The following is an 18,941-nucleotide window of genomic DNA, read 5'->3' as shown; positions in this document are numbered from 1 at the left end:
CACTGACGAACGGTCATCTGCATCGTGAGCGCTTGTCACTTGACACCTTTGCCAGCGTTTTTAGAGGTGCCCTTGCGCCGATGAGCATCAAACCGCCAGGTTCGCCTAGGCGACTTTCTTTTCACCGGAGAGTAACGAGGAATCCATGAAGGTTCTTGTAGCTGTCAAACGCGTTGTGGATTACAACGTCAAGGTTCGCGTCAAGGCGGACAATTCCGGCGTCGACCTCGCCAACGTCAAGATGTCGATGAACCCGTTCTGCGAAATCGCAGTGGAAGAAGCCGTACGCCTGAAAGAGAAAGGTGTTGCGACTGAAATCGTCGTCGTCTCCATCGGCCCGTCTACCGCTCAAGAGCAACTGCGCACCGCGCTGGCTCTGGGTGCCGACCGCGCCATCCTCGTCGAATCCGCCGAAGATCTGACCTCCCTGGCCGTTGCCAAACTGTTGAAAGCGGTTGTCGACAAGGAACAGCCTCAGCTGGTGATCCTTGGCAAACAAGCCATCGACAGCGACAACAACCAGACTGGCCAGATGCTCGCAGCATTGAGCGGCTACGGTCAGGGCACGTTCGCGTCCAAAGTCGAAATCAGCGGCGACACCGTTGCCGTGACTCGCGAAGTCGACGGCGGCGCGCAGACGGTTTCCCTGAAACTGCCGGCCATCGTCACCACCGACCTGCGTTTGAACGAGCCGCGCTATGCGTCCCTGCCAAACATCATGAAAGCCAAGAAGAAGCCTCTCGAAGTGCTGACTCCGGACGCTTTGGGCGTTTCCACCGCCTCCACCAACAAGACCGTGAAAGTCGAAGCGCCAGCTGCACGCAGCGCAGGTATCAAGGTCAAGTCGGTGGCTGAACTGGTCGAGAAACTGAAAAACGAAGCGAAGGTAATCTAATCATGACTATCTTGGTAATCGCTGAACACGACAACAAGGTCGTGGCCCCGGCCACGCTGAACACCGTGGCGGCCGCCGCCAAAATCGGTGGTGATATCCACGTTCTGGTTGCAGGCCAGAACGTTGGCGCCGTGGCTGAAGCCGCTGCGAAAATCGCTGGCGTGGCGAAAGTGCTGGTGGCCGACAACGCCGCCTATGCTCACCAACTGCCGGAAAACGTTGCGCCGCTGGTAGCAGAGTTGGGCAAGGGCTACAGCCACATCCTGGCTGCCGCGACTTCCAACGGCAAAAACATCCTGCCGCGCGTTGCCGCTCAGCTGGACGTTGACCAGATATCCGAGATCATCACGGTCGAAAGCGCTGACACTTTCAAGCGCCCGATCTACGCCGGTAACGCCATCGCCACCGTTCAGTCGAACGCTGCGGTCAAAGTGATCACCGTACGTGCTACCGGTTTCGACCCGGTTTCTGCTGAAGGTGGTTCGGCGGCTGTTGAAGCCGTTGCGGCTGCTCACGACGCGGGCACTTCGAGCTTCGTCGGCGAAGAATTGGCCAAGTCCGATCGTCCGGAACTGACCGCTGCCAAGATCGTCGTTTCCGGCGGTCGCGGCATGCAGAACGGCGACAACTTCAAACACCTGTACGCCCTGGCCGACAAGCTGGGCGCTGCTGTCGGTGCTTCCCGCGCCGCGGTCGACGCAGGTTTTGTACCCAACGACATGCAGGTCGGTCAGACCGGCAAGATCGTTGCTCCACAGCTGTACATCGCCGTCGGTATCTCCGGCGCGATCCAGCACCTGGCCGGCATGAAAGACTCCAAAGTGATCGTTGCGATCAACAAGGACGAAGAAGCGCCGATCTTCCAGGTGGCCGATTACGGCCTGGTGGCGGACCTTTTCGAAGCCATCCCTGAGTTTGAGAAGCTGGTCTAATCCAGCGGCCTGACTTATAAAGAGCCCGACCTTTTGGTCGGGCTTTTTTTTTGTTCCGGATTTGAGTGGGAGAGTGTCGCCATGGATCTGCGCCGCGTGGGTGGCTGGTCATTACTGCTGGGTCTGACAATGTTGCCGATGTTGTCCAATGCTGCCGGCAAGTGCGAACACCTGGTGGTGACCGGCAGCCCGGATGCGCCACCGTACCTGTGGCAAGACCCGCAAAACCCCAAGCACCTGATCGGCGCCAGTGCTGACCTGTTGCAGCAAGTGGCGGGGGAGCTGGGGATCAAGGTCGAACTGCTTTACGCCGGCAAACGCTCTCAGGCTCTGGACGAAGTGCGCAGTGGGCGAATGGACATGTTGGCGGATGCGTCATTGACGGTCAGTGAACTGCAATCCCTGGATTACATTCATCCTCCGTTACTGGAAAACGATTACCTGGTCTGGACCCGCAAAGACTCGACGCTGGTCTACAACGAAGCGCAGGACCTTCACGGTCATCCCGGTGCGTTGTCGGAAAAGTCTCGTATGACCCCGGCATTTGGCGTGTTCGCCGAGCAGCAATTGACCCTCGCACGTACGCCTAACCTGACCCAGGCCTTTCAGAAATTGCTGCTGGGCGAGGTGGAATTTGTCCTTGCCGGACGCTACTCGGGCATGGCGGCTGCGCAGACACTTAACCTGGCCAACGACCTGATCGCCCGACCACAACCGATCGACAAACCCGGCCTGTTCCTTGCGGTTTCCCACAACTCAGCCTGCAACGATCCGTGGTTGCGCGGACAGCTGGCCAAAAAGATGACAGAATTGCCCGCCTCCGGACTGACGGAAGCCGTGCTGCAACGCAATATCGAGCGCTGGAAGGCGCAACAGCAGCAATCGCCGCAACAACCCGTCAGTACCCCAAAACAGTAGGGATTTTTAGTGAGTATTCGACCTCTTTTCGCTGCCCTGGCCGTTCTGGCTCTGGCGGGTTGTGCAGCCGATCCGGCGCCGAATGAACAAATTCGCCTGACCGAACAGGCACTCGTACAAGCCAAAGCCGTGGGCGCCACCGCCACCGATGTGCCGGAACTGAAGCTGGCCGAAGACAAGTTCGCCCGTGCCCAAGGCGACATGATCGATCAGTCCTACAAACATGCGCGCATGCGGGCAGAGCAGGCCGAGCTGGACGCGCGTCTGGCCGAAGCCCGGGTTCTGACCCTCAAGAGCGAGGAGCAGTTGAACGTGCTCAATACCCGCATCACTCGCCTGCGCAAGCAACTGGGAGATGCCCAATGAGCCTCAAGACCAAAGCGCTCGGCGGTCTGATCCTGGCAGGCTGCGTAAGTCTCTATGGATGTGCCGGCCAGCACAGCGAGGCCGTGTTGCAGCAAGCCAGTACTGACTTCCAGAAGGTCAAGGAAGACTCTAACGTGCTGCGTATTGCACCCAAGGACGTGATTCGCGCGGGGGAGTCGCTGGCCCGCGCCGATCGTCTGACCAGCTACTGGGGCAGTGGATCGGACGTCCGGCATTACGCTTACCTGAGTGAGCGCTACAGCGAAATCGCGCGTGAACACACCAATCAGGTGCTCAACGAAGAACGTGCAGCGAAGCTCGAACTGGAGCGTCAGCGCCTGCAACTGGCCCTGCGCGAATCCAAATTGCTCAGCGTGCAGCACCAGGGCAAATGGCTCGAAGAACAGATCGTCGCGCTGGCGACCACCCAGACCGACCGCGGCCTGGTGATGACCTTGGGCGATGTGCTGTTCGACACGGGCGAAGCGGAGTTGAAAAACTCGGCGAACCGCGTGGTGTTGAAGATCGTGCAGTTCCTGCAGCTCAACCCCAAGCGTGTGGTGCGCATCGAAGGCTACGCCGACAGTACCGGCGGCAAGCAGGAAAACCTCAAGCTGTCTCGCAACCGTGCGCAATCGGTAGCGAACGTGCTGATGGATCTGGGCATCGACGACAAACGCATCCAGGTCGAAGGGTATGGCGATGAATACCCGGTGGACGTGAACGCCTCCGAACGGGGCCGGGCACAGAACCGTCGGGTAGAAATTGTGTTCTCCGACGAAAAAGGCCAGCTCGGCGCCGCCCGCTAAGGGCTGCGTCACTGGAAAACCCGGCCTGCCAGTCAGCGCCGGGTTTTTTTATGCCTGCCAATTGGTTCGCAAAGCAGTACAGTTTTTGCTGACAATGCACTGTACGGTCGACTATTGTGGCAACTGTCCCAGTACACTTCTAAACTGTTCCGGTATTGTTTCACACAAGAATAAAATGCCCGTGAAATCGAGTGCTGCGTCATGACCAATCTTTTGCTCTACCAACGTATTGCTCAGCAACTGGCCGAAGACATCCGCCGTGGCGTCTATCAACCGGGGGAGCGCGTGCCTTCGGTGCGCAAGATGAGCTCGCAGCTCAACGTCAGCCATGCGACGGTGTTGCAGGCTTACGCCAACCTCGAGGATCAGGGGCTGATCCGCGCCCGGCCGCAGTCGGGTTACTACGTGCACCAGACCCCGGCCCTGACCGCGCCGACACCGGACATCGCCCGGGTCGAGCGCCCAGGTCTGGTCACTCGCAGCAGCATCATCCAACAAGTACTGGTCGAATCCCGCCGCGAGGGTGTGTTTCCCTTGGGTGCAGCCGTGCCGAGCGTCGATTACCTGCCGGTCCGCGCCTTGCATCAGCAATTGGCCAAGGTCACCCGTTTCCATAGCCCGCGTGCCTTCAGCTACATGTTCAGCCCCGGCTTCGAGCCATTGCGCCGTCAGGTTGCGATTCGCATGCGCGATGCCGGCGTGGTGGTCGATCCGTCGGAAGTGGTGATTACCCACGGCTGCGTTGATGCCTTGCAGATGTCCCTGCGGGTGCTGACCCGGCCGGGCGACCTGATCGCCGCCGAGTCACCGACTTATTACGGTTTGCTGCAACTGGCCGACCTGCTGGGCCTCAAAGTCATCGAGATCCCGAGCGACCCGGCGACCGGTATGAGCCTCGAAGCCCTGCAATTGGCAGCCAACCAGTGGTCGATCAAGGCGCTTGTGCTCACCACTCGTTTGAGCAATCCGCTGGGCGGCACCATGCCCGAAGAGCGACAGAAACAGCTGCTGCGCCTGGCCTCGGATTTCGACATCCAGATCGTCGAGGACGATATCTACGGCGAGTTGATGTTCGAGCAGGGGCGCACCAAGTCGCTTAAAGCCTACGATCGGCTGGACCGGGTGATCTACTGCTCAAGTTTCTCCAAAACCCTGTCCCCGGGCGTGCGGATCGGCTGGATGATTGCCGGCAAGTACCAGCAGGAAATCCAGCGTTTGCAGACGTTCAGTACTCATTCGGCTTGCAGCGTCACACAAATGGGCATTGCGGCCTATCTGGAGAATGGTGGTTACGACCGGCATTTGCGCTACATCCGTCAGGAGTACCGCAAGAACCTCAGCGCTTTCCAGCTGGCCGTGCAGCAATACTTCCCGGAAGGCACGCAGATGACCCGGCCTACCGGCGGCTTCATTCTTTGGGTCAGTCTGCCGGGGCGGGTCAACACTCAGGAGCTGCACGTTCGTGCGTTGCAGCAGGGCATCAGTATCGCGCCGGGGCTGATTTTCAGTAACACCGAGCAGTTCAATCACTGCATTCGGCTGAACTGCGGCACACCCTGGAACCGTGAAGCCGAGCGTGCATTGATGACCCTGGGCATGCTGGCCACCCAGCTCTGCCAGGAGATGACCGGCGGCCTGTGACGGGGCTGGCAGGTTATTCCTGTCCGTGCTTGTCATGTTGCCTGCAACAGGCGAGCATATGGCCTCCTGCCGTTGCGCCGTTGGGTCTATGAAATCGATTTTCCCCGCCGTCTGGCTTTCGATCTGCCTGCTGATGACCTTCCAGGCCGAAGGCGTCATGGCGGCCTCCGTTCAGGAAAAGCCGGCAGCCAGCGCCACATCGAAAAAACCGGCTCCCGGCAAAAAAGCCGCGCCGGCCAAAAAGAAAGCGGCCCCGGTGAAAAAACGACCGCCGATTGCCTCCAAGTCCAAACCCGCCAGTGAGGTCGTGAAAACCAAGCTTCCTTCGGCTGATCTGGATTTGAGCCTGCCCGAGGACATGGCCGAGGAGCTGAAACCGATCGGTACGGTAGCGTTGCCACGGCACGATGCAGTATTGCCACAAATGTTCGGTGACAAGTCCGGCAGCACTCCGTTTCAGCTCAATGGAAGGCTGATCAGCAACGAAATGCAGTTGCAACTGCGCAACGAAGAGCGCCATGAAGTCGAAGGCGCAGCCCTGGAATTCGAGTTCAAACGATAATTTCTTCCCATCGGTGACCCGCTGGCCAGGCGCTTTGTCGGAGACTGGTCAGTCACGCTCGTTTAAGCGAAAAAACCCGGGCCCAGGCAATTTTAAACAAGCGTTTTAGCGGTTACTCTGTGCCACGTCCTTTAACACATCGCCCGTCGCGAGGAGCTCGTCGTCATGAAATGCCGTGAAGGCTGTGGCGCCTGTTGCATTGCCCCTTCCATCAGTTCACCGATCCCCGGCATGCCCAAGGGCAAAGCCACCGGAGAACGTTGCGTACAACTCTCTACCGAAAACCTCTGCGGTGTTTTCGGCAAACCGGAACGTCCTGCAGTGTGTTCGGCGTTCGAAGCCGACATCGAAGTCTGCGGAAGCAGCAGTGACGAAGCGATCAAATTGCTGGGATGGTGGGAGCAAATGACGGCTGCGTGATGTGTACAACGAACGGAACTTCAACAATAAGGAATGAGATTATGGGTTCGCTGCATCGTATGGCTGTGCTGTGTGGTTTGACGGTAATGCTCGCCACCACGGCTGCTCAGGCCGAAGACTGGAAAGTCGCCAAGGAACAGGACGGCATCAAGATCTCCTTGAGCGAGGTGGCCGGCTCCGATTACAAGGCCTACCGTGGCGTCACACTGATGAAGACCACCCTGGCCAAACTGCGTGCATTGCAGGAAGACGTGCCAGGCGCCTGCGTCTGGATTCACGAATGCAAAACCCAGAAATTGCTCAAACACGAAGGTGATCAGAGCTGGACCTACACTCAGTTCAATACTCCTTGGCCGGTTACCGAGCGTGATTCGGTGCTGCATGTCACCACCGTCGAGGGTGCCGATGGCAGTCTGACCCGTAAGCTCGAAGGTGTGCCGAAGTACATTCCTGAGGAAAAAGGCTTTGTGCGGGTGACCAAGGTCGACGGTTTCTGGAAGTTCGTGCCCAAGGGTGACCAGATCGAAGTGACCTATCAGGTGCACACCGAGCCGGGCGGTAGCATACCGTCGATGGTTGCCAACAAGTTTGTGGTTGATGCGCCGTTCAATACCTTGAAAGCCCTGAAAGAACGCGCCGAGAAGTAATCGATTCGCTCTTTTGATAAAGCGCCCTGACTGGTTCGGGGCGTTTTCTATTGGGTATGGCGGGTTATTTGATCGGGGGCATATCCGTTTCTTCGGTCATGGCGACTAGCGGTTTCGCTTTTACAGCCATCCCTTTCAAGGTCTTTTGACCTTGGCGGCCTTGAGCACCCTATCTGTCGACACGTGAGCATTCACTGCCTTGCCTTCCAGCCATTCCTTGGGTTTAGGCACCTTCGGACCTCGTTTGCTTTTGGCGACGGATTTGGGCGGGATGTTTTTAGCCAGCGCCAGCAAGTGCTGAGCCAGCCCTCCTGAGCGGATCGGGATGGCTAAGTGCTCTGGCGGCAAGGCGATCTGCAGGCCCTCGTAACCGCTGCGCACTTGCACTGCCAAATGGAAAATCGATGCCTCCCATCCCTCTGGTTGCGTCTGGCGATGAGCCTGTTCAACGCTGCGCTTAAGCACTGACAAAACGTTGTAAGCCAACACGGCCGCGGCAAATCCCAGCAGAGCCGCCTTGGGGTTGCCCAGGCTTTCGATTTCACTGTCCAGCACCGATTCCAGGCGCTGGAACATCCCTTCGATACTCCAGCGACGACGATACAAATCGGCGATTTGCTCAGCGGTGATGGTGTCGGGCAAGTTGCTCCAGAACAACAGCATGGTGTCGCCTGATTCGGTAGCTTTTTGCAGGTTCAGTTCAACACGCCGCCACTGACGTCCGCCTTTCACTTCGATGGTTTGCTCGCGCACGCTTCCCGCCTCGACCGCGACAGGTTCTTGCCAGTCGCTTTCCTGAAGCAGGCGCGGATGCTTACTCGGCTCACGAATAATGAAAGAAGCGCCAGCGTCTTCGCAGGCCTCCATGACCGGGAGCGTGCAATAGAGCCGATCAGCCATCCACAACTGGCCCCTACTGGCGTTTTCCAGCAACGGCAGCACGCCGACGCGCTCACTGGCATAAGCATCTTCACAGGGCTGAAGATCGACGACCTGGTCCAGATCAGGGTCGTAAACCACGACCGAAAAACCAGGCCGGGCGGCGCCTCGTTCACGGCGCAACGCGCCCAGACGTTTTTCGCTGGAAGGCAGGTGGTTGCCGTCAACCACCCGCAGTTGCCAGCCAGGCAAAATGGCCGAGCAGCCCAATTCTTCAATCGTCGGTGCCAAACGTTGTGCACTGCCGGCTACCAAGGCGCGCAGCAGCGCAGGCTCTGTGCGGCTGACCTTGTCATAGAGCGCCGCCAAGCTGACAGGAAGATCCATCTGCCGTGCGGCGGCATGTAGCGACGGCCGCAAACCCAGTGAAACAAGGGACATAAGCTCAACGATGGTCGAAAATAAAAGCTCACGCGGGTACTGTCGTTGACGATGCTCTTCGAACACCTGATCGACCCACTCAGCTGTAACAGCCTGCTCCAAAACCAATTTGGCCATGACACTGGCCGGCGCTTTTTTCTCGAACCGCGCTAAAACTTCTGCCCACATCGTCTCGCCGTCCTGACTGGAGTTTTGAGGATTTTATCAAAGACCTTGAAAGGGATGGCTTTTACAGCGAGTCACTTGGAAATACGGAATGCCGCCCAACCCCAAGTAACCAAGGGCTCTTGCCCGGCTCTTGCCCCTTTCGTTCGGTGCCTCGCCCAGGCTCGGCATGCCCTCGCTCCGGTCCTGCTCCGTGGGCCCACTGCGTAGAACCTCCACTCGGCCTCTCGAGGGGGCGGTGCATCAAGATCAAAAGCTGCAGGCGAGCTAACGCTCGACCTGTTGAGTGGTGAGGAGCGTGCGTACACCCCCTCCCCCCGGTAGGAGCCGTCGAGTGAAACGAGGCTGCGATCTTTTGATCTTGCTGTGGCTGTGGCTTTTGATTTTGATCTACTGCCCCTTTCCCAGAGGCCGAACGCAGGTATTGCGCAGGGGGCACTGCGGCAAGGATGCCGCGGTAGCCGCCCCCGGCCATGGATGGCCGATGGCGGCGGGCCCCCGGAGCAGGACCGGAGTGAGGGCATGCCGAGCCAAGGCGAGGCACCGAATGGCGGGGCAGGAGCCCTTGGTTACTTGGGGTTGGGCGGCATTCCGTATTTCCAAGTGACTCGCTGTAAGAGCGAAACTACCAGTCGCCGTTACCGAAGAAACGGATATGCCCCCAAACTAACGGGCATCAGGAGCTAGGGGCTTTATTTTGTTTCCGGACATGCGTTGCACGAAATTTTCACAAAGTCTCCAAGACAATTCGCCCGCGCCAAACATGCCGGGCAGTAATCAATGGCAATGCCGCGGATGATCGTGCAACATTTGCGCACCGCGCAAGCCCCGGGGCCGAGTACTGGCCAACAGAGGGCAGGGCGCAGCTGTATTTTTGAAACTTCCACTTCCAATGGGTCCTAAAACGACATGGCAAACCCGGACGCCCTGAGTCAGCAGCGAGCTTCTAGTCGCCTGCTGCAACCGACCGTCAAATCGCATCTGGCCTACACGCTGCTGTGTGCCCTGGTCATGATGGTCATGTTCAGCCTGCTGCGCGTTGCGCTGCTGGTTTACAACAGCGAGATGATCCTCGACACCCCGGCCTTGACCTTTTTCGAAGCGTTCGCCAACGGTCTGCGTTTCGACCTGCGCCTGGTGGTCTACCTCAGCATTCCATTGCTGCTGGCGCTGTTCAGCGCCCGGGCGATGGCCGCACGCGGATTCTTCCGTTTCTGGCTGACCATTGCCTCGAGCATCGCGCTGTTCCTCGGCCTGATGGAGATGGACTTCTACCGCGAGTTCCACCAGCGCCTCAACGGCCTGGTCTTCCAATATGTAAAGGAAGACCCGAAAACCGTGATGAGCATGCTCTGGTACGGTTTCCCGGTGGTTCGCTACCTGCTGGCCTGGGCCGTGGGCACGTTGATCCTGACCCTGGCATTCAAGGGCGCCGACCGCGCCACCCGTCCTCGTGGTCCATTCAGCGGCGGCAGCATCGGCACGCGCCAGATCGCCCCGTGGTATGCGCGCATCGCGGTGTTCGTCGTCTGCCTGCTGGTCTGCGTGGTGGCCGCTCGTGGCACGTTGCGTCAAGGCCCACCAATGCGTTGGGGAGACGTTTACACCACCGACTCGAACTTCGCCAACCAGTTGGGCCTCAACGGCACATTGTCTTTGGTCGCCGCGGCCAAGAGCCGGATGTCCGAAAATCGCGACAACATCTGGAAGGCCACCCTGCCACAGCCTGAAGCGCAGAAAGTGGTGCGTGACATGCTGGTGATGGCGGACGACAAGCTGGTCGATACCGAAACCGCAGCAGTGCGTCGCGATTACACGCCGCCGGCCGACAAGACCCTGCCGATCAAGAACGTTGTCGTGATCCTGATGGAAAGCATGGCCGGTCACTCGGTGGGTGCCTTGGGCGCACCGGGCAACATCACACCGTACCTCGACAAACTGTCGAAGGAAGGCCTGATGTTCGACCGCTTCTTCTCCAACGGGACCCATACCCACCAGGGTATGTTCGCCACCATGGCGTGCTTCCCGAATCTGCCGGGTTTCGAATACCTGATGCAGACGCCGGAAGGCAGCCACAAGTTGTCCGGCCTGCCGCAATTGCTCAGTGCCCGTGACTATGACGACGTGTATGTTTATAACGGCGACTTCGCCTGGGATAACCAGTCGGGTTTCTTCAGCAGTCAGGGCATGACCAACTTCATTGGTCGTAACGACTTTGTTAACCCGGTGTTCTCCGATCCGACCTGGGGCGTGTCCGACCAGGACATGTTCGACCGCGGTCTGGTCGAGCTCAAGGCGCGGGAAAACGGCAAGCCGTTCTATGCGTTGCTGCAAACCCTGTCCAACCACACGCCATACGCCTTGCCGACGCCACTGCCGGTCGAGCCTGTCACCGATCGCGGTAGCCTGAACGAGCATTTGACCGCCATGCGTTACGCGGACTGGGCGCTGGGTCAGTTCTTTGAAAAGGCCCGCAAGGAGCCGTATTTCAAGGAAACCCTGTTTGTGATCGTCGGAGACCACGGTTTTGGCAACGAGCGTCAGATCACCGAAATGGACCTGGGCCGCTTCAACGTGCCGATGCTGATGATCGCACCGGGCATCCAGGAGAAGTTCGGCCAGCGTGACCATACTGTGGGCACTCAGATCGACATCGTGCCGACCATCATGGGTCGTATTGGTGGTGAAGTGCGTCATCAGTGCTGGGGGCGTGACCTGCTTAACCTGCCTGAAGGTGACCCCGGTTTTGGCGTGATCAAGCCGTCGGGTAGCGAGCAGACCACCGCCATCATCACGGCCGATCAGATCCTGGTGCTGCCGAAAGAAAAGGAAATGGCGCCGAAGTTGTACCAGTACGAACTGGGCGCGACACCTCACGCCGAGATCGTTGCGGATGCGCCGCGTACCGCTGAGCTGAAGCTCAAGCTCGAAGCGTTCCTGCAAACGGCGACCAAGAGCCTGATCGACAACACCGCCGGTGTGGTTGACGGCAAGCCGGACTAAGTCTTGACGCAATAAAAAAGAGGCCCTTGAAAAGGGCCTCTTTTTTTGCCGGTTAAACCTTTATATCTTGCCGAGCAACAGCAGGATCAACAGCACCACCAACACGACGCCGATGATCCCCGACGGGCCATAACCCCAACTTCTGGAGTGCGGGAACACTGGCAAACCACCGACCAGCAACAGGATCAGAATTACGATAAGAATTGTGCCCATGTCTATTTCCTTGTTGGAAGTGTTCTGGAATTACCTGGCGTTTAAGTGTCAGCCGGGATGCTATAAAACCAGGCTGCTTACAAAATCCGACTGTCGCTCATGAAAGAAAATTCCAAGTTTTTTTAATGTTTTTCGAAGAAAGGCTTATTTCGTTTTTTATTACTCTAGTTGGTTCAGACGCTTCCGCGGTTTGCTCGGGCCATTCAGCAATCTGATGGAGCGTGGGTCGGGCATTGTCCTTCGCTACACTCGATGCATCTTCCCCGGAACTACAAGGCTGTTTGCTATGCAAAATCGCATGATGATCACTGGCGCGGGCTCGGGCTTAGGTCGCGAAATCGCGCTGCGATGGGCGCGTGAAGGCTGGCAGCTGGCCTTGTCGGATGTCAGCGAACCCGGTCTGCAGGAAACCCTGAAGCTTGTTCGCGAAGCCGGAGGCGATGGTTTTATCCAGCGTTGCGACGTGCGCGATTACAGCCAGCTGACCGCCTTCGCTCAGGCTTGCGAAGAGAAACTCGGTGGCATCGATGTCATCGTCAACAACGCCGGCGTTGCCTCGGGCGGGTTCTTCAGTGAGCTGTCCCTGGAGGACTGGGACTGGCAAATCGCGATCAACCTGATGGGCGTGGTCAAGGGTTGCAAGGCCTTCCTGCCGCTGCTGGAAAAAAGCAAAGGCAAGATCATCAACATCGCGTCGATGGCAGCCCTGATGCAAGGCCCGGCCATGAGCAACTACAACGTGGCCAAGGCTGGCGTGGTGGCGTTGTCCGAAAGCCTGCTGATCGAATTGGCGCAGCAGGAAGTCGGCGTGCATGTGGTGTGCCCGTCGTTCTTCCAGACCAACCTGCTGGACTCCTTCCGTGGCCCGACGCCGGCGATGAAAGCCCAGGTCGGCAAGTTGCTGGAAAGCTCGCCGATCACCGCTGCCGACATTGCCGACTACATCTATCAGCACGTTGCCGCTGGCGAGTTCATGATTCTGCCGCACGAACAGGGCCGTATGGCCTGGGCACTCAAGCAAAAGAACCCGCAATTGCTCTACGACGAAATGACCGTCATGGCCGACAAAATGCGCGCCAAGGCCAAACAAACCGCAGGCTGAGCTTGCCCGTGCACAACACCGCCGTTAGGGTGGCCGCAATCGGTCATCCTTGCGAGACGTTTGCATGCTCAATTACCTGTGGTTTTTCCTTGCCGCGCTGTTTGAAATCGCCGGATGCTTTGCCTTCTGGATGTGGCTGCGCCAGGGCAAAAGCGCCTGGTGGGTCGTGCCGGCTCTGCTCAGCCTGACCTTGTTCGCGCTGCTGCTGACCCGCATCGAAGCGACCTACGCCGGTCGCGCCTATGCCGCTTACGGTGGCATCTACATCATCGCGTCGATCGGCTGGCTGGCGGTGGTCGAGCGGATTCGTCCGCTGGGCTCGGACTGGATCGGCGTGGCGTTGTGTGTGATCGGGGCGAGCGTCATCCTTTTCGGGCCGCGTTTCTCCGCCTCCTGAAGGATCGGTCCTTCAATCAATCGATTTGTCAGACGTTTCCTTAGGACGCGTTCGTCCTGCGCTGTAGGGCGGGACTGATTGTCTGTCAGCGCATTGAAGAGCTGCTGCACGCGAGGCATCTTCAGGGTCCGATAACCCTGAAGGATGAATGTCATGCTTGTACTCAGTCGCGTTGTGGGCGAATTGATTTCCATCGGTGACGACATTTCCGTGCGCATTGTCGCGGTCAACGGAAACACTGTGCGCTTCGGTGTCGAAGCGCCGCAAAACGTCAGTGTGCACCGGGCGGAGGTCTACGACCGCATCCAGGCCAAACGGGCAAAAAACAAAGGGCGCTGAAGGCCTCAGTCGAACAGGTGCTTGGGCACATCATGCTTGAGCATCAACTGGCATTGCTCGCTGTCCGGATCGAAGACAATCAGCGCCTGGCCCTTGGTCAATGCCTGGCGAACCCGCAGAACTCGGGTTTCCAGCGGTGTGTCATCACCGTTGTCCGTACCGTCACGGGTTACAAAATCCTCGATCAGGCGGGTGAGGGTGTCGACTTCAAGTTGGTCGTGGGGAATCAGCATGGGCACCTCGGCTAAACAATGGCGCGATGCTACGGCGGTTGAACGTACAGGACCAGCGTTCGCTTAGTTATCGTTGCGCTGCCCCACCAGACTATCCACCGACGGCACCCGCGTATCGCTCTCCATCTGCGTGTCATGTTCGATCTGATGGCTGAACCGGTCCAGCGACCCTTTCGCAGGCTGAGCATCGCTGGCGAATACTGGCGGGCTGAGGATGTAGGCGCCGAGCAATCGACTGAGCGCAGCAAGGCTGTCGATGTGGGTGCGTTCGTAGCCGTGAGTGGCGTCGCAGCCGAAGGCGAGCAGGGCGGTGCGAATGTCGTGCCCGGCAGTGACCGCCGAATGGGCATCGCTGAAGTAGTAGCGGAACAGGTCGCGGCGCACCGGCAACTCGTTGTCACTGGCCAGGCGCAGCAGATGCCGTGACAGGTGATAGTCATAAGGTCCGCCGGAATCCTGCATTGCCACGCTCACCGCGTGTTCGCTGGAATGCTGACCCGGCGCGACCGGGGCAATGTCGATGCCGACGAATTCGCTGACGTCCCACGGTAACGCCGCCGCCGCGCCACTGCCGGTTTCCTCGGTGATGGTGAACAGCGGATGACAGTCAATCATCAGCTGTTCGCCGCTGTCGACGATCGCTTTCAGCGCCGCCAGCAATGCCGCCACACCGGCCTTGTCGTCGAGATGACGGGCGCTGATGTGGCCGCTTTCGGTGAACTCCGGCAAAGGGTCGAAGGCGACAAAATCACCGACGCTGATCCCCAGAGAGTCGCAATCGGCACGGGTGGCGCAATAAGCATCCAGGCGCAGTTCGATGTGATCCCAACTGATCGGCATTTCATCCACCGCGGTATTGAACGCATGCCCGGAAGCCATCAGCGGCAGCACGCTGCCACGGATCACGCCATTGTCGGTAAACAGGCTGACCCGGCTGCCCTCGGCAAAACGGCTGGACCAGCAACCGACAGGCGCCAGGGTCAGACGGCCGTTGTCCTTGATCGCGCGAACCGCCGCGCCGATGGTGTCGAGGTGAGCGGAGACCGCACGGTCGGGGCTGTTTTTCTTGCCCTTGAGGGTGGCGCGGATGGTGCCGCGGCGGGTCATCTCAAAGGGAATGCCCAGCTCTTCAAGCCGTTCGGCGACGTAACGCACGATGGTGTCGGTGAACCCGGTCGGGCTGGGAATGGCGAGCATTTCCAGCAGGACTTTTTGCAGGTAGTTCAAATCCGGTTCGGGAATTTTGCTGATCATGGAAACTCCTGATGAGTTGAGGCCATCGATGGTTTCGATGAAGGAACATAATCGTTGTTGTCTGTCAGGGCCCCATCGCGAGCAAGCTCGCTCCCACATTTGACCGCATTCCCCTGTGGGAGCGAGCTTGCTCGCGATGGCGTCAGTTCAAACGACACAAATCTACGAGGCCGCCGGCTGACTGTGCGGAAACAACAAATCCACAAACCGCTCGGCCGTCGGCTGCGGTTCATGGTTGGCCAGGCCGGCGCGCTCATTGGCTTCGATAAACACATGTTCCGGTTGATCGGCAGCGGGCACCATCAGGTCGAGCCCGACCATCGGAATGTCCAGCGCCCGCGCCGCTCGCACCGCCGCATCCACCAAGGTCGGATGCAGGATCGCCGTCACATCCTCAAGAATCCCGCCGGTATGAAGATTCGCCGTCTTGCGTACGAACAGATGCTCACCGGCCGGCAGAATGCTGCTGTAGTCATAACCCGCCGCGTGCAAGGTGCGCTCGGTCTCATGGTCCAGCGGGATTTTGCTTTCACCGCTGGTCGCCGCCTGACGACGCCGGCTCTGGGCTTCGATCAGCGCACCGATGGAATGCTGACCATCACCGACCACTTCAGCCGGTCGGCGAATGGCCGCGGCGACCACCTCAAAACCGATCACCACAATTCGCAAATCGAGACCTTCGTGGAAACTCTCCAGCAGCACGCGACTGTCGAACTGACGGGCGGATTCAATGGCTTGCTGGACCTCTTCGATGGTCCGTAGATCCACCGCGACGCCCTGGCCTTGTTCGCCATCCAGCGGTTTGACCACCACGCGTTCGTGCTCGTCGAGAAAGGCCAGATTGTCATCGGCGTTGCCGGCCAGTTGCTGCGCCGGCAGGTTCAGCCCGGCATTTTTCAAGACCTTGTGGGTCAGGCTCTTGTCCTGACACAACGTCATGCTGATGGCACTGGTCAGATCGCTTAGTGACTCACGGCAACGAACACGCCGACTGCCATGCACCAAGGTGAACAGACCGGCTTCGGCGTCATCGACCTGTACTTCGATGCCGCGCCGATGGGCTTCATCTACGATGATCCGCGCATACGGGTTGAATTCGGCTTCGGGACCGGGGCCCAGAAACAGCGACTGATTGATCCCGTTCTTGCGCTTGATGGCGAAGGTCGACAGGTTGCGAAACCCCAACTTGGCGTAAAGACTTTTCGCCTGGCGGTTGTCATGCAGCACTGACAAGTCCAGGTAACTCAGCCCACGGCTCATGAAGTGCTCGATCAAATGCCGCACCAGTACTTCGCCGACACCCGGTCGCGAACAGTGCGGATCGACCGCCAGGCACCACAAGCTACTGCCGTTCTCTGGATCGTTGAACGCCTTGTGATGATTGAGGCCCATGACACTGCCGATGATCGCGCCGCTGTCTTCGTCTTCGGCCAGCCAATAGACGGGCCCACCCTGATGGCGCGGGGTCAGCAAACTCGCGTCAACTGGCAGCATGCCGCGCAACTGATACAGCTGATTAATCGCCTGCCAGTCTGCGTCGCCCTGGGCCCTGCGGATGCGAAAGCCGCGAAACACCCGAGTGGACTGCCGGTAATCGCTGAACCACAGACGCAAGGTGTCGGACGGGTCGAGAAACAACTGGGCCGGCTCCAGCCCCAGCACTTGCTGGGGCGCAGCCACGTACAAGGCGATGTCGCGTTCGCCGGCCTGCTCGTTGAGCAGCTCTTGGGCCAGGCTCGCCGCATCGGGGAAGGTGTGGCCGATCAGCAACCGGCCCCAGCCGCAATGCACGGCTATCGGTGCGGCGCCCAGTTCGCTGCCGTCTTCGGCCAGACGCGCCTGCAAGCGTTCGTACGAGGGCGCCTGACCGCGCAACAAGCGTTGGCTGTAGGCCGTGGCGTGGGGTTTCATCGATCAGATTCCTTGTTCACTGAGCCACAGATTCAGCGCCGCCAATTGCCACAGCTTGGAGCCGCGCAATGGGGTCAACTGGCCTTGCGGATCGGTCAGCAGGCGGTCGAGCATCTCTGGCTGGAACAGGCCGCGATCCTGGCTCGGATCAAGCAGCAGTTCGCGCACCCAGTTCAGCGTATCGCCCTGCAAATGCTTCAGGCCAGGGACCGGGAAGTAACCTTTCTTGCGATCGATCACTTCACTCGGGATCACCAGCCGCGCCGCTTCTTTCAAGACTTGCTTGCCACCGTCCGGCAGTTTGAATTTGCCCGGCACGCGAGCCGACAATTCCACCAGGCGATAGTCGAGAAACGGTGTACGCGCTTCCAGGCCCCAGGCCATGGTCATGTTGTCGACGCGTTTGACCGGGTCGTCGACCAGCATGATCGTGCTGTCCAGACGCAGGGCTTTGTCCACCGCCGCATCGGCGCCGGGCTGTGCGAAATGTTCTTTGACGAAGTCACCGGCGGCGTCATTAGCCGTCAGCCATTTCGGTTGCACGGTGGCGGCGTAGTCGTCGTAGCTGCGGTCGAAAAACGCATCGCGATAGGCGGCGTACGGATCTTCGGCACCGTCGACTTGTGGGTACCAGTGATAACCGGCGAACAGTTCGTCTGCACCCTGGCCGCTTTGCACCACTTTGCAATGCTTGGCCACTTCGCGGGACAACAGATAGAAGGCGATGCAGTCATGGCTGACCATCGGCTCGCTCATGGCGCGGAACGCTGCGGGCAGTTGCTCGATGATCTCTTTTTCGTCGATGCGTAATTGGTGATGCTGGGTGCCGTAGTGCTTGGCGATCAGGTCCGAATACTGGAACTCGTCGCCGCGTTCGCCGCCGGCATCCTGGAAGCCGATGGAGAAAGTCGAGAGGTTTTCAACACCGACTTCACGCAACAGGCCGACCAGCAGGCTCGAATCGACACCGCCCGAAAGCAGAACACCGACGTCGACCGCCGCACGTTGACGGATCGCCACCGCGTCACGGGTGCTGTCGAGCACACGGTCGCGCCAGTCTTCGAGTGTCAGATTCATCTCGTCGGCGTGTGGGCCGTAGGGCAGGGTCCACCAGGTTTTCTGCTCGGTGGTGCCGTCCGCTTCGATGCGCATCCAGGTGGCTGGCGGCAGTTTTTCGATGCCGGCCAGCAAGGTGCGCGGGGCCGGGACCACTGCGTGGAAATTCAGATAATGATTCAGCGCCACCGGATCGAGGATCGGGTTGATGTCGCCGCCCTTGAGCAACGCCGGCAGTGCCGAGGCAAAGCGCAGGCGTTGACCGGTGCGCGACAGGTACAGCGGCTTCACGCCGAGACGGTCGCGGGCGATGAACAGGCGTTGGGCGTCACGCTCCCAAATGGCGAAGGCGAACATGCCGTTGAGCTTGGGCAGCAATGCTTCGCCCCAGGCGTGATAACCCTTGAGCAGCACTTCGGTGTCCCCACCGGAATAGAACGCGTAACCAAGGCTTTCAAGCTCGGTGCGCAGTTCCGGGAAGTTGTAGATCGCGCCGTTGAAGGCCAGGGACAAGCCCAGTTGGTTGTCGACCATCGGCTGCGCCGAGCCGTCCGACAGGTCCATGATTTTCAGGCGACGATGGCCCAGGGCAATCGGCCCTTGGGCATGAAAGCCCCATGCGTCAGGGCCACGCGGGGCCAGGTGATGGGTGATTCGTTCAATGGCTGCAAGGTCTGCAGGTTGATGATCAAAACGTAACTCGCCAGCTAATCCGCACATAAATTCCTTACCGGTTTTTCCGTTGGGGAGGGTCAATC

The 18,941-nt window shown here is 59.2% G+C and carries 19 protein-coding genes; 13 read left to right on the top strand and 6 right to left on the bottom strand.

The features are described 5' to 3' along the window. The first annotated feature begins 145 nt into the window (after window positions 1-145). From ACYZT7_RS23950 to ACYZT7_RS23910, 9 genes are all read left to right on the top strand, one after another. Window positions 146-895: an electron transfer flavoprotein subunit beta/FixA family protein gene (locus ACYZT7_RS23950; protein WP_056745417.1), complete on the top strand. Its 750-nt coding sequence runs from the start codon at window positions 146-148 to the stop codon at window positions 893-895. A 2-nt stretch (window positions 896-897) separates the two neighbouring features. Continuing rightward, a complete protein-coding gene (locus tag ACYZT7_RS23945) occupies window positions 898-1,827 on the top strand; it encodes an electron transfer flavoprotein subunit alpha/FixB family protein (protein WP_462038478.1) in 930 nt (309 codons plus the stop codon). An 81-nt stretch (window positions 1,828-1,908) separates the two neighbouring features. Then, window positions 1,909-2,745: a substrate-binding periplasmic protein gene (locus ACYZT7_RS23940; RefSeq protein WP_462038477.1), complete on the top strand. Its 837-nt coding sequence runs from the start codon at window positions 1,909-1,911 to the stop codon at window positions 2,743-2,745. A 9-nt stretch (window positions 2,746-2,754) separates the two neighbouring features. After that, window positions 2,755-3,111, top strand: coding sequence for a DUF4398 domain-containing protein (locus tag ACYZT7_RS23935; RefSeq protein ID WP_462038476.1), 357 nt, complete (start codon window positions 2,755-2,757; stop codon window positions 3,109-3,111). After that, window positions 3,108-3,920, top strand: a complete 813-nt coding sequence (locus ACYZT7_RS23930) for an OmpA family protein (protein ID WP_462038475.1) — start codon at window positions 3,108-3,110, stop codon at window positions 3,918-3,920. Before ACYZT7_RS23935 ends, ACYZT7_RS23930 begins: the two co-directional genes overlap by 4 nt. Window positions 3,921-4,121: 201 nt before the next feature. Beyond that, window positions 4,122-5,561 carry an aminotransferase-like domain-containing protein gene (locus ACYZT7_RS23925; RefSeq protein ID WP_461969579.1) on the top strand — a complete coding sequence of 480 codons (1,440 nt, stop codon included), beginning with the start codon at window positions 4,122-4,124 and terminating at the stop codon, window positions 5,559-5,561. Window positions 5,562-5,649: 88 nt separating this feature from the next. Next, complete coding sequence (locus ACYZT7_RS23920) at window positions 5,650-6,123, top strand: translation initiation factor 2 (RefSeq protein ID WP_462038474.1); 474 nt, start codon at window positions 5,650-5,652, stop codon at window positions 6,121-6,123. A gap of 165 nt (window positions 6,124-6,288) precedes the next feature. Further along, the gene (locus ACYZT7_RS23915) at window positions 6,289-6,543 is read left to right on the top strand and encodes a YkgJ family cysteine cluster protein (RefSeq protein WP_462038473.1); all 255 of its coding nucleotides are present in this window, start codon (window positions 6,289-6,291) and stop codon (window positions 6,541-6,543) included. Window positions 6,544-6,584: 41 nt separating this feature from the next. Next, entirely contained in the window at window positions 6,585-7,190 is a 606-nt protein-coding gene (locus ACYZT7_RS23910) for an START domain-containing protein (protein ID WP_462038472.1), read from the top strand. Between the two features lie 135 nt (window positions 7,191-7,325). Here the strand turns inward: ACYZT7_RS23910 and ACYZT7_RS23905 are convergent, their stop codons facing one another. Further along, on the bottom strand, window positions 7,326-8,627 hold the full coding sequence (locus ACYZT7_RS23905; protein ID WP_462038471.1) for an IS4 family transposase: 1,302 nt from the start codon (window positions 8,625-8,627) through the stop codon (window positions 7,326-7,328). Window positions 8,628-9,584: 957 nt separating this feature from the next. Here ACYZT7_RS23905 and ACYZT7_RS23900 point away from each other — a divergent pair. Beyond that, window positions 9,585-11,678, top strand: a complete 2,094-nt coding sequence (locus tag ACYZT7_RS23900) for an LTA synthase family protein (protein WP_462038470.1) — start codon at window positions 9,585-9,587, stop codon at window positions 11,676-11,678. Between the two features lie 60 nt (window positions 11,679-11,738). On the opposite strand, the gene ACYZT7_RS23895 is transcribed toward ACYZT7_RS23900, so the two are convergent. After that, window positions 11,739-11,897, bottom strand: a complete 159-nt coding sequence (locus ACYZT7_RS23895) for a DUF3309 family protein (RefSeq protein WP_169858239.1) — start codon at window positions 11,895-11,897, stop codon at window positions 11,739-11,741. Between the two features lie 280 nt (window positions 11,898-12,177). Between ACYZT7_RS23895 and ACYZT7_RS23890 the strand changes: the two genes are divergently transcribed. The 3 genes from ACYZT7_RS23890 (at window position 12,178) to csrA (ending at window position 13,729) form a co-directional block, all read left to right on the top strand. Then, window positions 12,178-12,993 (top strand): SDR family oxidoreductase, encoded by an 816-nt coding sequence (locus ACYZT7_RS23890; RefSeq protein WP_462038469.1) that lies wholly within the window; start codon window positions 12,178-12,180, stop codon window positions 12,991-12,993. A gap of 64 nt (window positions 12,994-13,057) precedes the next feature. After that, window positions 13,058-13,390: a YnfA family protein gene (locus ACYZT7_RS23885; RefSeq protein ID WP_282380829.1), complete on the top strand. Its 333-nt coding sequence runs from the start codon at window positions 13,058-13,060 to the stop codon at window positions 13,388-13,390. Window positions 13,391-13,543: 153 nt separating this feature from the next. After that, window positions 13,544-13,729 (top strand): carbon storage regulator CsrA, encoded by a 186-nt coding sequence (gene csrA / locus ACYZT7_RS23880; RefSeq protein WP_282481278.1) that lies wholly within the window; start codon window positions 13,544-13,546, stop codon window positions 13,727-13,729. Window positions 13,730-13,734: 5 nt separating this feature from the next. Here the strand turns inward: csrA and ACYZT7_RS23875 are convergent, their stop codons facing one another. From ACYZT7_RS23875 to ACYZT7_RS23860, 4 genes are all read right to left on the bottom strand, one after another. Next, window positions 13,735-13,962, bottom strand: a complete 228-nt coding sequence (locus ACYZT7_RS23875) for a YheU family protein (protein ID WP_025212539.1) — start codon at window positions 13,960-13,962, stop codon at window positions 13,735-13,737. Between the two features lie 63 nt (window positions 13,963-14,025). Next, entirely contained in the window at window positions 14,026-15,216 is a 1,191-nt protein-coding gene (locus tag ACYZT7_RS23870; protein ID WP_462038468.1) for an osmoprotectant NAGGN system M42 family peptidase, read from the bottom strand. A gap of 162 nt (window positions 15,217-15,378) precedes the next feature. Continuing rightward, window positions 15,379-17,127, bottom strand: coding sequence for an N-acetylglutaminylglutamine synthetase (gene ngg / locus ACYZT7_RS23865; protein ID WP_462038467.1), 1,749 nt, complete (start codon window positions 17,125-17,127; stop codon window positions 15,379-15,381). A gap of 3 nt (window positions 17,128-17,130) precedes the next feature. Next, entirely contained in the window at window positions 17,131-18,903 is a 1,773-nt protein-coding gene (locus tag ACYZT7_RS23860) for an N-acetylglutaminylglutamine amidotransferase (protein WP_462038466.1), read from the bottom strand. Window positions 18,904-18,941 lie beyond the last annotated feature (38 nt).

This window comes from Pseudomonas sp. RT4P38 (genome assembly GCF_054897765.1).
This window is presented reverse-complemented; position numbering and strand designations above follow the sequence as displayed.